The following is a 14,400-nucleotide window of genomic DNA, read 5'->3' as shown; positions in this document are numbered from 1 at the left end:
GTTTGCGCATGGAGCACGTCGCCGAGTCCGCGATCGACGACGTGGTGCGCGGCGCGGGGCACTTCGGGAGCGGAGGCGGCGGCGACCCGTACCTGGCGCAACAGCTCCTGCTCGCGGCCGTCCGGCGGCACGGGCCGATCCCGCTCGTCACGGCGGGCGATCTGGACCCGGACGCGCTCGTCCTCCCCGTGGTGTCCGGCGGGACCCCGCACACGCTCGTCGAGAAGGCGCACAGCACCGTCGAAGCGGAGACCCTCCGAAAGGCGGTGGAAGCACGGGCCGGGCGCGAGTGCGCGGCGGTCCTGCCGATCCAGCTCGGCAGCGTGAACGTGGCCGTTCCGCTCGCGGTCGCGGCCGAACTCGGGCTGCCGTGCCTCGACCTCGACCTGATGCGCCGCACGCTGCCCTCGATCGACCTGACGCTGCTGCGGCTGGCCGGATTCTCCGCCTCGCCGATCACCGTCGTCGGAGGCTCCGGCATCGTCGCGGAGTTCAGTCAAGGCACCGACGCCGTGCTCGGCGAGCTGGTGCGGGCCGTGCTGCCGCCGCTGGGTCTCGTGGCGTTGATCAGCGCGTATCGGGTGACCGCCGGGGACTGCGCGCGGCTCGGCGCGGCCGGGTCGATCAGCGAATGCGCCCGGATCGGGGCAGCGCTCGCCGAAGACGGCCACGACCCGTACCTGCGTGCCTGCGGCGGACGCCTGGTGTGCACCGGAACCGTCGCGGAGGTCCTGCAGCATTCCTCGGACGGCTGGCCGCGCGGCGTGGTTTCGCTCGACACCCCAGACGGTTTCGTGCGGATCGACTTCCAGAACGAGAACCTGATCGTCAGCCGGGAAGGCACGGTGCTGGCCACGGTCCCGGACCTGATCGGCGTCGCGGACGCGGACACGGGCGCGTTGACACAGACCGTTGACCTCGCCGCCGGGCAGGAAGTGCACGTGATCGCCAGCCCGGTCGACGAGCGGTGGCACACCCCCGAAGGACACGCGGCGGCCGGGCCGCGCGCGTTCGGGTACGCCGTCGATCCGGTGCGGTTCGACGGTTCGCCGCCTCTGGCTGGTGTCCGATGAGCCGGTTGCGAGTGGGCCTCGACGCCGTCGCCGCCCGAGCCGTGGCACTGGACGCGGCGAACCGAATCGTGGCGTCCCACCGGGGAGTTCCCGGCACCGATTCGCCGTCGAGACTGCTCGATGCGCTGCTCGCGGAGGTCGATGCCGAAGCGGTCGATCGGGTGGTGGCGATCCTGCCGGAACCCGTGCCCGCCGAGGCGGGATCTCCGGTCGGGGTGCTGCGCATCGGCGGTGCGACCGCGCTTCCGCCGCTTGTGGGCTGGCCGGTCGAGCTGTCCAGTGCGCTCGCCGGACCCGTCGCGATGGTGCGGGGCGGGCACGAATACGACGGCACAGCGTCCGCGCCGCTGGACCTCGCCGCGGTGGCCGAATTCGCCCGCCGGTGCGCCGGAACCGTCCGCGCGGTCGCGGTCGCCGGAGTCCACGGACTGGAGAATCCCGACCACGAACAGCAGGCCGCGGCCGTCCTCGCCGACGTGCTCGGGCCGGAGGTCCCGGTGCGCAAAGGCAGCGAGACCGAGGCGATCGGGCTGCTGGAGCGGGAGAACACCGCCGTGCTCGACGCCGCGCTGGCCGAGTCCGCCCGCGCCGGGATCGACGAACTGGGCGCCACGGTTCGGAAGCACAATCCCGATGCGGAGCTGTATGTGGTTCGCGGGGACGGAACCGTGCTACCCGAACTCGCTGCGCAGCGACACGCCACGGCTTGCCTCGGGGCAGCCCAGGCGGCGTTCTTGCACGGTGCCGCGCGGCTGGCCGGACTGCCCTCGGCGGTGGTGGTGGACGCGACCGGCAACCAGACTGTGGTCGGGTCGACGCGTGGTGGCCTGCTGCCCGAATCGGGCGCGCACCGGGAATTCGGCGGCGTCCGGATCGGCTCGCGCCTCCCGCGGTTGACCGTGGTGGACCGCTCGATGTCCGTCGCCGCAGCGGTCGCCCGTGCGCGGTACGGATACGACGATCTCCCGGTCGTGCTTGTCGGAGACCGGTCCCTGCCCGACGCGATTCGGCCGCCGGACGGCGATCTCGCAGCCGCCGCGGGAGCGGCGACCGCGGAAGCGGCGGGCTCGGTCGACCGGATCTTCTGGCAGGGCGCCGGCGGACGGGAAGATTCGGCGGCCCGCGCCCGGCAACTGGCCCGGGACGCCGCGGTCCGGGCCGGCGCCGACCCCCGCACCTTGCGGGAAACCCCGGTGAGGGAGGCCCTGATGACCTACGTTCCGGTGCCGGCCGCGCGCCTCCAGGCGACCGCGGTGGGGCCGATCCTGGAACCGGCGGCGCCATGACGGTCACCCTCGCCCAGCTGCTGGACCTCGACCTGATCGAGCACTACGAGGTGCTCGCGGGCGAGACCGGGCTGAAGCGGCCCGTCGGGGCGGTCGTCGCGGGATCCGCGGTGCACGAGATTTCCGAGCTCGCCCCGCGCAGCGTCGTGGTGTTCGGGCGTGAGCAGCTGGTCCTCGACGATCTCGCGGCGGACCTCGCGATCCGGCTGGCGGGCAGCGCGGGCCTGTCCGGGATCATCGCGGCCCGCCCGCACCGGCCGGTGCCCTTCGCCACCCGCAGGCTCGCCGACCGTCTGGCGCTGCCGCTGATCGGCGTCGAGGACAGCACTCCGACCGGGGTGATCACGGCGTTCGACCCCTACGTCAGCGCCCCGGAGATCGCGGGCCTGCGGGTGCTCGGCGACGCGTCCCGCCGCTTCCAGCGTCCGCCCGCCGACGCGAACGCGCTCACTTCGCAGCTCTCGGCGACGCTCGGCGAACCAGTAGCGCTCGTCGACGCGGAGGCCCGTTTCGTGGCCGGTGACCCGGAGGTGCACGCGTTGCTCGGCAGGTGTGCCGACCCTGCCTTGCTGGCCGATTCGCGGCCGGTCGCCCTGACTGTCGGGGCGGACGGCGAACTAATGCTGCACCCGGTCCAGGTCGTCACGACCGGACCCGCGGTCTACTGGATCGCGGTGCGGCGGCCCCGGTTCGCGGCCGGTGTGCTGCTCGAACCGGTCCGGCGCGCGATCGCGATCGCCGCGCTGTCGTTCGCCGTGCACGTGGCCGGAGAGGCGGTCCGCGACGAACGCGAACACCGGCGCCGTTCGCTCCTGCTCAGCGAAATCCTCGAACAGCCCGGCGAACCGGGACGCCGCACCGTCGAACGGGCCACCGCACTCGGCTGGCGGCTCGCCGGACGGCACACCGCGGTCCAGGTGCAGGCGGCAGCCGCCCCGTCCGCGCTCCGGATGTCCGCGCTGGGTACGGAATTGGAAGCACAACTGGGCGAACACGGAGTCGCCGCGAGGCTTGTCGAACGCGCCGAAGGATGGCTGTTCTGGCTGACTTCCGACGCGCAAGCCGAGGATCCCGGCCCGTTACTGGACCGGCTTGCCAGGACACTCGCGGCCGTCGAAGCGGAGCATCCCGGACTGCGGCTGTGCGCCGGAGTAGGCCGGGCCCACACTGGTGCGGCGGGCATCGGCCGCTCTGCCGAACAGGCCCGCCGCGCGGCGTTGCTCGCCCACACCGCGCACCGCCGGGCGGTCGTCGAGCACATCGACGCGGGCAACGCCCGAAAGCTGATCGCGGGTTGGTACGGCTCCGCACCTTTGCGCGGCGCGGCGGCCGACCTGCTCGCTCCGCTGGAGGAGGCGGATCCCTCCGGTGGTTTGGTTCGGACTTTGCGGTGTTATCTGGATTTCCAGTCTTCGGCGAAGGCGGCGGGGGAGGCGCTGGGGGTGCATCGGAATACAGTGATGCAGCGGATGGAACGGATTGCCGAGTTGCTCCCGGTGGATCTCGGCGATCCGGACGACCGGTTGGCGGTGCATCTGGCGACGCGGGCGGCAGGGGTGGATTGGGACGAGCCCGGCTGACGTCGCGCACAAGGCAGCGGGCTGGAGTTCGTCCGCCGTGCACGATGACTCCGCGCCGCCAGCCGGGTTGAGTGTCCGGAATGGACACACGCACCACGGGAATCACCATCGGCTACAAGGCATCCGCTGAGCAGTTCGGGCCGCGCCACCTGGTGGACTTGGCCGTCCTCGCCGAGGAGCGGGGCTTCGACTCAGTGCTGGTGAGCGATCATTACCAGCCCTGGCGGCACCGGCACGGGCACGCCCCGTTCTCGATGGCCTGGCTCGCCGCGGCGGGGGAGCGGACCGAACGGGTCCGGCTCGGCACCAGCGTGCTGACCGCGACCTTCCGGTACCACCCGGCCGTGGTCGCGCAGGCCTTCGGCACGCTCGGCGCGCTCTATCCCGGACGCGTCCTGCTCGGTCTCGGCACCGGCGAAGCGCTCAACGAGGTCGCGGTCGCCCGCCTGGAATGGCCCGGCTTCAAGGAACGCTTCGCCCGCCTGCGCGAGGCGATCGACCTCATCCGTCGCTTGTGGACAGAGGAACGGGTGAGTTTCGACGGCGAGTACTACCAAACCGAGAACGCGACCGTCTACGACCGACCGGCCCACCCGGTGCCGATTTACGTCGCGGCAGGCGGCCCCGTGGTCGCGAAATACGCGGGCCGGACGGCGGATGGCTTCATCTGCACCAGCGGCAAGGGCATGGAGCTCTACACGGAGAAGCTCCAGCCCGCTGTCGACGCCGGGGCCGAGCAGTCCGGCCGCAAGCCCGCGGACGTCGCGCGCTCGATCGAGATCAAGCTGTCCTACGACACCGACGCCGAGGCCGCCGTCGCGAACACCCGGTTCTGGGCACCGCTGTCCCTGACCGCCGAACAGAAGCACGGCATCTCCGACCCCGTCGCCATGGAGCGTGTCGCCGACGAACTGCCGATGTCCCAGATCGCGTCCCGGTGGATCGTTTCCGCCGATCCCGACGAGGTCGTCGAACGGATCCGGCCGTACGTCGAGGCGGGCTTCACCGACCTGGTCCTGCACGCGCCCGGCGACGACCAAGCCCGCTTCCTCGGCCTCGCCCGGCGGGATCTGCTGCCCCGGTTGCGGCGGCTGGGCGGATAGCCCTGCCGAGCGGTCTTCGCAGTGCGCTGAGCCCACTGACGGCGCTCCGGGCGCTGTTTAGCCTTCCCCCGACGCAGCGTGGCGTGGACGGAAGGAGCGGCCCGATGACGGCAGTCGACACCCGGCCAGGAGAACCGATCGCCGCCGATCTCCCTCCGCCGGACGGGACGATCCGGCTTCCGCTCCTGGTCAGCGCGCGACGCGGCTGGTTCAGCGTGGCGGCCCCCGCTTCGGGCCTGAACCGTCCGCTGGCCGGGGCGACGCCGTGGGATCCCGCCCGCCTGCCGGGTCGGCACCAACTGGTGCTCATGACGAAGCCCCGCCCGACCGCCGACGAACTAGCGCAAGCCCTGACCGCTGCTGGCCGCGCGGGAGCCGCAGCGCTAGTCGTACGCGAGAGTGCTCTGCCGCCGGAACTCGACCTCGCCACTGCTGCGGTGCCCGTGCTCGTGGTCGCCAGACAGGTCGAATGGGCCGAGATCGGCACCGTGCTGCACTCCCTGCTGTCCGGTGCCCGATTCGGCGGCGTGACAGCGACCCCGGCCGGTCTCTACGATCTCGCCGAAAGCGCGGCCCTAGCCCTCGACGGTGCCGTGGTGGTCGCCGACGCGTCCTTCCGCGTTCTCGCCTTCGGTTGCGGCGAAGCAATGGACGCCCTGACCAGCGAAATGGTGCTAGCCCGGCGAGTCCCGTCGGAGTTGCGGAAGCGCCTCGCCCAGGTCCGAAGCGTCGCCCGCGTTGACCTCCCGCACGGGGATGTGCGCTGGGCCGCCCCGATCCACTCCGGCACCACCATCGGCGGCTACGTCCTCTGCGCGCCGCGCCGGGAGACGCCCGTGGCACGGGTATTGCGCGAGGTGTCGACGGCCGCCGCTGCCTGGTTCATCGACGGGCCCGCCGGGCGAGACGACGAAGACGCGATCCGCGCGGAGCTCCTGCGCGGACTCCTCACCGGTTCGGGATCACTGGAAGCACTGACCGAACGACTCGGCACTTCGCAGCGATGGCGTCTCGCCGCCCTGGGCGAGGTCACCCCCGATCGCGAGGGAGCCCTGGCCCGTTGCGCCCGAATGCTGAACCCTCGCACGGCCACGGCAACGCTGGGTTCCCTCCTGTTCGTCCTGTTCCCGTCGATGCCTGACCCAGGACCCGCCGATTTCACCGAACGCCTGCGTAGGCGCGCGTCGGCCGCTGCACCGCTGGTGGCGTGTCTCGGCCGCCCCTGCGCCACCGCGTCCGAAATCCGAGCGGAAGTAGGCCCGCTCCGGCACGCGTCGCGAGTCCTGACGGCACCAGCGACCGCCCACCTGACGGACCTGCTGCCGCACGTCCTGATCTCCGAACTCGCAGAACTAGCCGCCGAACACCCGGCCCTGCTCGACGGCTCCCTCGACGTCCTCCGCCGCGACCCTTCCCCGCGCGGTGCCGAATACCTGAACACCCTCCGCTGCTGGTTCGACGCGGGCGGCGACGCCACCCGTGCGGCGGCGGCACTTCGCATACACCGCAACACCTTTCGGTACCGGCTGCAACGCATCGAAGAACTGTGTGCGGTCGACCTCGATGATCCCGTGCAGCGCTTCACGATCGAACTGCAGACGCGGCTCTTGGTGTCGCCACTCATGCTCGGGTCATGAAAACAAGGCGTGCAGACGGGAACCGGGTGGAAGAATAGCGTCGTGGAACGCGAAACGCTGCTGGGCTTGCTGCGGTCGGGAAGTGCGGACGCCTGGGTCGCGCTGCCGACGCGCTCGATCGCGGTGCGGCGTGGGACGAGTACGGCGGTGCCGAGACCTTCTCGTTGCAATCCATCTTTCGCCGCCGGCGTCGCATCGCGGCGAAGGCGGGGCAGTATTCGGTGGGGTTCGAGGCCGCGGTGCACGCTCTGAACTCGTGGGGCGAGCGGCGGCTGACGCTCGGGACGATCGATGACCGGCCCCGGAACGGGCTGGTGTTCCAGCTGTTCCTGAACAGCGAATCGGCGGCGATAGTTGCCTGCTTCGCAATCGAACCTCCTGCTTACCGGGGAAAGTTTCCCCGGCCGGCAGAAGGGGCGTCGTAACGGGAGTCAGCCGAGATGGTCGTTCGTGCCGTCGACCCAGCCGATGTAGCGCTCGGCTGAACGACGCACCGCGGCCTTCGCGTCAGTCGGCACGCTGGCCCCGGTGAGCGCGTACAGCCGGTCGAACGCGTACGGCTCCAGCCGGTCCACGAGACGTCGGACAAGCCCGGCGGAAAGCGGGATCTGGTTGGGATAGCTGCGCATGAACGTCACCCAGCCCGGCGCGGCGACCGGCACGATGGTGTCGCCGACCAGCAGTGCGCCGTTCGCGATGTGCGCGACGGCGGCGCCCGGGAAATGCCCGCCCGCTTCGACCAGGGTGACGCCGGGCAGGATCTGTTCGGTGCCCTGCCATTCGCGGATCACCGGGTCTTCCCGCTGCACCCATTGGCGGTCCGCGGAATGCACCAACACCGGGACGTTTCCGAGGCTGTGGCTGAGGCTCACCTGCGAGCCGTACATGTGCGGATGGCTCGCCACGATCGCCGCGGCGCCGCCGAGTTCGGCGATTCTGTCGAGCAGGGGCCGGTCGAGGGCGTTGGGCGGGTCCCACAGCAGGTTGCCCGCTTCGGTCTGGACCAGGTAGGTCCACTGGCCGATGCCGAACTCCGGTTCGCGGTGCAGCCGGTGGATCCCCGGCTCCGGCTCTTCGTGGACCAGTTCGTGCGGGACGGCCGCCAGTTCGTCCATTGTGGTCCACGACTGCCCGGACGCACGGACGTATTGTCGCTCGTCCGCGCAGATCCGGCAGGTCCCGGCGGGCGGCATTTCGGTGTCCGGGTGTTCGACCCCGCACGTTCCGCACATCCAGACGGTCATGCGGCCACTCTGGTATCTCCACTTAACTTGAGGTCAAGGGCGGCCGTCGTCACAGCGCGGCCTGCCGCCAATGTTCGGCCGCCTCGATCATGTCCTGCCGGATGTGCTGGAGCCACTGGCTGGTCGCGAGGAGCCGGGTGCCGACCACCGTGTCGCCGCCGAACAGTTCGGCGCCTTGGCGGGTGAAGCTCGCCCACTGGGCGATTCCTTCCATGCTGGCCAGCCAGGCTTGCTGCCACACGTCGTCCTCGATCAGGTAATGCTCGCGGCGGCCGTTCCGCTCGCGCCGGAGCATGCCCCGTTCTTCCAGCCAGCCCACCGCTTTGGAGACCGACGCCGGGCTGACGCGCAGCCGGGCGGCGAGCTCGGTCGCGGTGCGGCTGCCCGACTCCGCGGTGAAAAGGCAGATCAGGACCCGCGCCATCATCGACGGCATCCCGGTCTGGGTGGCCATCTGCGCGAACCGCGTCTCGAAGTCGCTGCGGGTCTGCGGATCGGCCGCGGCCCGAGGCGGCGGGACCGGTGGCGCGGCGGGGGCCCGGCGTCGCGCCCGTCGCCGGGCGGCCTGTTCGGCGCGGTCGGCCTGGTAACCGTGCGCCCCGCCGTTGCGGGCGACCTCGCGGATCACCGTCGACTTCGGCCTGCCCAGCCTGCGCCCGATCTCGGCGTAGCTCAGCCCGTCCGCCAACCCGGCCGCGACGCGCTGCCGTTCCGGGTAGCTCAACCTGCCGGGTGGCATCAGATCGTCTCCGCCTCGCTCGTCCCGGAGCCCTTCCGGTGCATTCACCTTCAGGCCAATGCATCGATAATAAGGCCGCTGCCTGCGTAGATGCAGATTCTGCGTTTGCTGCTCACTAAAACATTGTCCTACTGTTTCCCGCAAGAGGTTCACGGGAAGGGAGCTGGCGATGACCAGCACATTGCCGACCGAGCGTCCGGCCGGCCTGCCGTTCGACCCGCCGCGAGGGCTGGCCGAACTGCGCGAGAAGAGTCCGCTCAGCCGGCTGGACTACCCGGACGGCCACGCCGGATGGCTGGTGACCGGCCACGCGCTGGCCCGCGAGGTGCTGGCCGACCGCCGGTTCAGCGCGCGAGCCGAATTGCGGCATATGCCGATCCCAGGCGCTCCGGCCAGCGATCAGCCCGCGCCGCCGGGAATGTTCGGCAGCATGGACGCGCCCGAGCACACGCGCTACCGGCACCTGCTGGCAGGCCAGTTCACCGTCCGCCGGATGCGCCTGCTGTCCGAGCGGATCCAGGCGGTCGCGGACCGCTGCCTGAACGCCATGGCTGAGCGCGGCAGCCCGGCCGACCTGGTCCCGGCTCTGGCGCAGCCGCTGCCCGCGCAGACGATCTGCGAACTGCTCGGGGTTCCCTACGCCGAACGGGACCGGTTCCAGCAGCAGGCGCTCACCCTGTTCCGGCTGGACAACACCCCGGAAGAAACCGGCGCGGCCTACGCCGCGGTCCACGGCGTCATCGGCGAATTGGTGGCAGCCAAGCGAAAAGCGCCCACCGATGACCTGCTCAGCGACCTGACCGGCAGCGATCTCACCGACACCGAGCTGGTCAACATCGGCTTCACCTTGCTGGGCGCGGGACTGGACACCACCACGAACATGCTCGCGCTGGGCATCTTCGCCCTGCTTGAACACCCCGACCAGCTGGCACTGCTGCGCGCCGAACCGGAACTGGCCGACAACGCGGTCGAAGAACTGCTGCGCTACCTGAGCATCATCCCGTTCACCGTGCGCACCGCGCTGGAAGGCGTCGAACTCGCCGGCGAGCAGGTGCGCGCGGGCGAGTCAGTCACCATCTCGGTGCCCGCCGCGAACCACGACCCCGCGCACTTTCCCGCGCCGGACAACCTCGACCTGCGCCGCAAGGCGAGCGGGCACGTCGCCTTCGGCCACGGCATCCACCAATGCCTGGGCCAGCAACTCGCCCGCGTCCAGCTCCGGGTCGCGCTGCCCGCTTTGCTGACCAAGTTCCCCTCGCTGCGCCTCGCCGTGCCTGCTTCGGACATCGCGATGCGCAGCGACATGCTCATCTACGGCGTGCACCAGCTGCCCGTCGCGTGGGAGGCCTGACCTGTGTCGAAAGTTTGCTTGATCACCGGTGCCTCAGCGGGAATCGGCCGCGCCACCGCGCTGGAACTGCTGCGGGCGGGCCACGTCGTGTACGGAGCCGCGCGCCGGGTGTCCAAAATGGACGAACTGCGCGACGCTGGCGGACACCCGCTGGCGATGGACGCTCGCGACGAGGCCGACCTCGCTCGCGTGGTGCGCACCGTCCTGGACGAACAGGGACGGATCGACGTCCTGATCAACAACGCCGGGACGGTGCTGCACGGGGCCGCTGAAGATGTTCCGTTGGAGGCTGCCCGCGATCAGTTCCAGGTCAATCTGTTCGCGCCCGCGCGGTTGGTCCAACTCGTTCTGCCCGCGATGCGCGCCCAAGGGGCGGGCCGCATCGTGAACGTGTCCTCGATCGGCGGGGTGATCAGCTTGCCGTTCGGTGCCTGGTACTACGCCTCGAAGCACGCGCTCGAGGCGTACTCCGACACGTTGCGCATGGAGGTTCGGCCCTTCGGCATCGACGTGGTGGTCGTCCAGCCGGGCATCATCAAGACCGAGTTCGAAGACCAGACCGCCGCGCAGTTGCGGGAGTACTCCGGCGGCGGGCCTTATGGGGCGATGGTTGAGAAGATGGCTGGCCAGGCCGAAACGGGGCTCGCCGGGGGTGCCGATCCTGGTGTCGTGGCGCAGGCCATCCGGCAGGCGGTGGAAGCCGATTCGCCCGAGACTCGTTACGCCGTCGGCCTGCATGCCGAGGAACTGCTGGAGCTGAACCGGACGTTGCCGGATCGCGAGTTCGACGAGCTGGTCACCCGTTCGATCCGGTAGGGGAGGTGGTGCGCGCCGCCAGCCGTGCGCGATCGAGTTTCCCGTGCGGGTTCAACGGGAGTTCGTCGGTCGCGAAGATCCGGTCCGGGACCATGTACCCCGGCAGGCTGCGGCCCAGCTCCAAGCGCAGAGCGGCCTCGTCGGTCGAGCCGGTCTCCACGAACAAGGCCAGCACAGTGTCGCCGCGGACCCCGGGCACGGGAGTCGCGGCAGTGCGCACACCGCCGAGGAGACGGGTCGCCGCGTGTTCGATCTCGGCGAGTTCCACGCGATGGCCGCGGATCTTGACCTGTCCGTCCAGCCGGCCGCGATGGTGCAGCAGGCCGTCGTGCCACTCCGCCAGGTCGCCGGTGCGATACCAGCGCCGCCCGTCGCGGGTGACCAGTTTTCCCTGGTCCAGCAACGGATCCGAGTAGCCCGCGAACACCTGCGGGCCCGCGACGAGCAGTTCCCCGTCGGCGTCGAGGCTCAGCTCGGCACCGGCGGTCGGGGTGCCGATGGGCAGGATCGCGTGGCCGGGGATCGGGTCGGCGGGAGCCAGCCGGTAGGTGCTGACCCACACCGTCGTCTCGGTCGGCCCGTACACGTTGTCGATGATCGCTTCCGGAGCGGCGGCGCGGGCGAGTGCGACGGTCTCGCGCCGCAGCGGTTCGCCGCCGATCACCACATGCCGCAGTCCGGACAGCGATCCAGGCGCCAGATTCCCCGCGGCGGCGGCCGCTTCGAGCAAGCTCGGCGTGCAGGCCCACACTGTGACGCTGTGCCGGGCGATCGTCCCCGCCGGGTTGAGCGCGTGCACGCGGGGCACGGCGGCGAGTGCGCTGCCGCTGCTCCACGCGCCCCACATCTCGAACACCGAGAAGTCGAACGTCAGCCCGTGGCACTGGGAGAACACTTCCCCCGGCCCGGTCCGGAACGACGGCAGCGCGGCGGCCAGGAACGCCTCCACGTTCCCGTGGGTGATCCGCACCCCCTTCGGCCGCCCGGTCGAGCCGGAGGTGAACAGCAGGTACGCGGGGCTGTCGCCGGTGACCGGAGCGGCGGCCCGTGCCGCTGTGCCGGGAGGTGCCGCGTCGTGGATGTCCACCACCGGGATCCCGGCCATGGCGGACAGCTGTGCCTCCAGCGGTTCTTCGCCGCGCAGATCGGTGTGCACGACGCAGCGCGCGCCGGCCTGGCGAATGATGTCGGCGTTGCGCTCCGGCGGAAAGTCCATCGACAGCGGCACAATCGCGGCACCCGCGTACAGCACCCCGAGGTAGGCGCAGTACGTCGCGATCTCCCGTTCGCCGAGCACGGCGACCACGCCGCCCGCGCCGATGGTTTCGGCGAGCGCGGCGGCGTGGGCCGCGGTTTCCGCGTACGTCAATGCACCGGCGTTGTCGACCAGGCACGGCTCGTCGGCGAACCGGGCGGCTGTCTCGGCGAACCGCGCGGCCAATCCTTCGGCGGGCGCGCGCCAGGCCGCCGTTTCCGCGTCTCCGCTTGCCAAAGCGCCGGTGGTGCCTTCGACGAGTTTCCACAGCGAACGCGGCGTACGGAACGCGCGCTCGTCGAAGGCGGGCAGCTCGATGCCGTACCGCGTAACCAGTTTGCTGCTCAACGCCAGCGTGCTCAGCGACGTGAGACCGTAGTGCAGCAACGGGGTGTCGGGTTCCAGCGAAGACGTGTCGTCGCACAATGCCAGCTCGCTGCGCAGCAGTTCCTCGAACTCCGCGCTCCACGGCTTTACCTGCTCAGCGGCCGACATGCGGCACCGCCCAACGCGGCTGGTCGAACGTTCCCGGCGCGGTCGCGGTGTTGTCGCGCAGTGCTTCGCGATAGCGCGCGAGTGCTTGCAGGGCATAGCCGTTCGCGGTGTGGTCGTGCCGGTACAGCAGTTCGAGGAAGTACACGCCGAGCAGACTGGGTTGCCACAGGCCGTCCGCGTCGCGATGGTCGACGAGCCACCGCGCGCCGCGGGCCGCCATCGGCGCGGTGGGTGTCACTCCGGACGCGCACAGGCCCAGCAAGGCCATCGCGGTCTCCTCGACCGTGGAGTGGCCCCGGCCGAGCGCGTCGCCCCAGCCTCCGTCTTCGTTTTGGTTGAGCCGCAACCACGACACGCAGCGCCGCGCGACCGCGCTCGAACCCAAACCGGCGTCGCCCAGCGCGCGAAGGACGGAGCCCGTACCGCATACCTGCCCGACGTACCACTTGTTCTCGATGGCGCCGTCCGCGCGCTGCACCTTCGCGAACCACGCGTACGCGTTGCGCAACGGTTCGTCGTCCGGGCGGCAGCGTCCGGACAACGCCAGCGCGGAGAACGCTTCGGCGGACATCACCGCGCAAGGGCCGTACAGCACCTTCGGCGACCGCGCTTTGCCGACCATGGCGAACGACGGGTCCATGCTCGCGATCCGGCCGACCTGCGCGAAGCAGCTCCACGAACCGTCGTAGTTCTGTTGGCGGAGCAGCCATGCGGTGCCGCGCCGCACCTGCGGGTCGCTGACGTCCGCGCCGTCGCCGGACAGCGCGATCACCGCGTCGCCGGTGTTGCCGCTGTTCGGCCAGCCGGACGGCAGTCCCCAGCCCCAGCCTCCGGGCGGGGCTCCGGTCCAGATGAAGTCCTCGTCCCGTTGTGCGGAGCGGATCCAGCCGACCGCCTTGGTCACCCGCGCGTCGTCGCCGAGCCCGGCGTGCTGGAGACCGGTGGTGATGAAGTTGGTCGCGTCCACCTCGAGGTCGCGCGTGACCGCCCAGCCGCCTTCGGGCTTGATGGTGGCACGGAAGTAGTCGAGGCAGTGCCGCACGATGTCCGGGCGCTGTTTCGCGATGGTGAGCCCGATGCAGACGTTGGCCGACATCATCGGCGACTCGACGAAACCGCCTTCCGGGCCTTCGAACCCGACCAGCCCTTCGAGGTATTCGATGGCCTTCGGCGTTGCGGCTTTGTTGAGCGCGGTGCGGACCCGGCCGCCGGGCATCAGCTCGGCGCACATCAGGCCCCACGACAGCGCGGTGGGCATCGCGAAGGTCAGCTTGCGGCGCAGCGGCGCGGGCAGCAGGGCCAGTTCGATCGGGCAGCGCAGCAGGCCCTCGTCGCTCATCAGCCCGGCCAGCACCAGGTAGAAGTGCACCAGGACGGTGAGCGAGCACTGTTCCACGTCGCGGATCGCCGCGGTGCCGCCGAATTCCTCGACGCGCGCCCAGCCGCGGCGGATCTGCCCGGCGGCCTCGTCCGGGATCACCAGCGCCAGCGCGGCCACCGACAGCGCGGTGCCGTTCAGCGTCGGCTCGGTATCGACGTCGTCGCCCCAGCCGCCGTCCGGGCCTTGGTTGGCCAGCAGGAAGTCCAGGCCCCGGCGGATCAGGTCGCGGCAGCCTTCCGGATCCGCCAGGTGCATGGCGATCACCACGTCGGCGGTGGAACCGGGGCTGGCCGACAGCCTGCCTTCCCAGCTGCCGTCGGAGCGCTGGAGGGCGAACAGCGCGTCGGCGGTGCGGGCCAGCGCGCGGTCCAGCTCCGCGGGCGGGAGGATCGGGTCGAGGCTCATGGTCGCTCGCTTTCGGACCTGGCGTGGAAAAGGGA

The 14,400-nt window shown here is 70.9% G+C and carries 11 protein-coding genes; 7 read left to right on the top strand and 4 right to left on the bottom strand.

What is annotated here, in order from left to right:
* Positions 1-8 precede the first annotated feature (8 nt).
* The 5 genes from FKO37_RS30860 (at position 9) to FKO37_RS30840 (ending at position 6,679) form a co-directional block, all read left to right on the top strand.
* Positions 9-1,073 (top strand): DUF917 domain-containing protein, encoded by a 1,065-nt coding sequence (locus tag FKO37_RS30860; RefSeq protein ID WP_238606765.1) that lies wholly within the window; start codon positions 9-11, stop codon positions 1,071-1,073.
* Positions 1,070-2,359, top strand: a complete 1,290-nt coding sequence (locus FKO37_RS30855; RefSeq protein WP_238606764.1) for a hydantoinase/oxoprolinase N-terminal domain-containing protein — start codon at positions 1,070-1,072, stop codon at positions 2,357-2,359. The genes FKO37_RS30860 and FKO37_RS30855 overlap by 4 nt, the downstream gene beginning before the upstream one ends.
* Positions 2,356-3,939: a PucR family transcriptional regulator gene (locus FKO37_RS30850; RefSeq protein ID WP_238606763.1), complete on the top strand. Its 1,584-nt coding sequence runs from the start codon at positions 2,356-2,358 to the stop codon at positions 3,937-3,939. Before FKO37_RS30855 ends, FKO37_RS30850 begins: the two co-directional genes overlap by 4 nt.
* A gap of 80 nt (positions 3,940-4,019) precedes the next feature.
* Positions 4,020-5,042, top strand: a complete 1,023-nt coding sequence (gene fgd, locus FKO37_RS30845; protein ID WP_238606762.1) for a glucose-6-phosphate dehydrogenase (coenzyme-F420) — start codon at positions 4,020-4,022, stop codon at positions 5,040-5,042.
* A 104-nt stretch (positions 5,043-5,146) separates the two neighbouring features.
* Complete coding sequence (locus FKO37_RS30840; protein WP_238606761.1) at positions 5,147-6,679, top strand: helix-turn-helix domain-containing protein; 1,533 nt, start codon at positions 5,147-5,149, stop codon at positions 6,677-6,679.
* Between the two features lie 431 nt (positions 6,680-7,110).
* Here FKO37_RS30840 and FKO37_RS30835 read toward each other — a convergent pair whose 3' ends face one another.
* Positions 7,111-7,923 carry a hydrolase gene (locus FKO37_RS30835; RefSeq protein ID WP_238606760.1) on the bottom strand — a complete coding sequence of 271 codons (813 nt, stop codon included), beginning with the start codon at positions 7,921-7,923 and terminating at the stop codon, positions 7,111-7,113.
* Between the two features lie 49 nt (positions 7,924-7,972).
* Entirely contained in the window at positions 7,973-8,662 is a 690-nt protein-coding gene (locus FKO37_RS30830; RefSeq protein WP_238606759.1) for a GbsR/MarR family transcriptional regulator, read from the bottom strand.
* Between the two features lie 169 nt (positions 8,663-8,831).
* On the opposite strand from FKO37_RS30830, the gene FKO37_RS30825 reads away from it, so the two are divergent.
* Both FKO37_RS30825 and FKO37_RS30820 read left to right on the top strand, forming a co-directional pair.
* On the top strand, positions 8,832-10,013 hold the full coding sequence (locus FKO37_RS30825) for a cytochrome P450 (protein ID WP_238606758.1): 1,182 nt from the start codon (positions 8,832-8,834) through the stop codon (positions 10,011-10,013).
* Between the two features lie 3 nt (positions 10,014-10,016).
* A complete protein-coding gene (locus FKO37_RS30820; protein ID WP_238606757.1) occupies positions 10,017-10,829 on the top strand; it encodes an oxidoreductase in 813 nt (270 codons plus the stop codon).
* On the opposite strand, the gene FKO37_RS30815 is transcribed toward FKO37_RS30820, so the two are convergent.
* On the bottom strand, positions 10,810-12,579 hold the full coding sequence (locus tag FKO37_RS30815; protein ID WP_238606756.1) for an AMP-binding protein: 1,770 nt from the start codon (positions 12,577-12,579) through the stop codon (positions 10,810-10,812). The genes FKO37_RS30820 and FKO37_RS30815 overlap by 20 nt on opposite strands.
* Positions 12,566-14,365, bottom strand: coding sequence for a prenyltransferase/squalene oxidase repeat-containing protein (locus FKO37_RS30810; RefSeq protein WP_238606755.1), 1,800 nt, complete (start codon positions 14,363-14,365; stop codon positions 12,566-12,568). The genes FKO37_RS30815 and FKO37_RS30810 overlap by 14 nt, the downstream gene beginning before the upstream one ends.
* Between the last annotated feature and the right edge of the window lie 35 nt (positions 14,366-14,400).

Source organism: Amycolatopsis sp. Poz14 (assembly GCF_006704225.1).
Lineage (GTDB): Bacteria > Actinomycetota > Actinomycetes > Mycobacteriales > Pseudonocardiaceae > Amycolatopsis > Amycolatopsis nivea.
This window is presented reverse-complemented; position numbering and strand designations above follow the sequence as displayed.

Coding starts and splice junctions, on each gene's coding strand:
- FKO37_RS30860 (WP_238606765.1), top strand. CDS start 9: ATGGAGCACGTCGCCGAGTCCGCGATCGACGACGTGGTGCGCGGCGCG.
- FKO37_RS30835 (WP_238606760.1), bottom strand. CDS start 7,923: ATGACCGTCTGGATGTGCGGAACGTGCGGGGTCGAACACCCGGACACC.
- FKO37_RS30855 (WP_238606764.1), top strand. CDS start 1,070: ATGAGCCGGTTGCGAGTGGGCCTCGACGCCGTCGCCGCCCGAGCCGTG.
- FKO37_RS30810 (WP_238606755.1), bottom strand. CDS start 14,365: ATGAGCCTCGACCCGATCCTCCCGCCCGCGGAGCTGGACCGCGCGCTG.
- FKO37_RS30850 (WP_238606763.1), top strand. CDS start 2,356: ATGACGGTCACCCTCGCCCAGCTGCTGGACCTCGACCTGATCGAGCAC.
- fgd (WP_238606762.1), top strand. CDS start 4,020: ATGGACACACGCACCACGGGAATCACCATCGGCTACAAGGCATCCGCT.
- FKO37_RS30840 (WP_238606761.1), top strand. CDS start 5,147: ATGACGGCAGTCGACACCCGGCCAGGAGAACCGATCGCCGCCGATCTC.
- FKO37_RS30830 (WP_238606759.1), bottom strand. CDS start 8,662: ATGCCACCCGGCAGGTTGAGCTACCCGGAACGGCAGCGCGTCGCGGCC.
- FKO37_RS30815 (WP_238606756.1), bottom strand. CDS start 12,579: ATGTCGGCCGCTGAGCAGGTAAAGCCGTGGAGCGCGGAGTTCGAGGAA.
- FKO37_RS30825 (WP_238606758.1), top strand. CDS start 8,832: ATGACCAGCACATTGCCGACCGAGCGTCCGGCCGGCCTGCCGTTCGAC.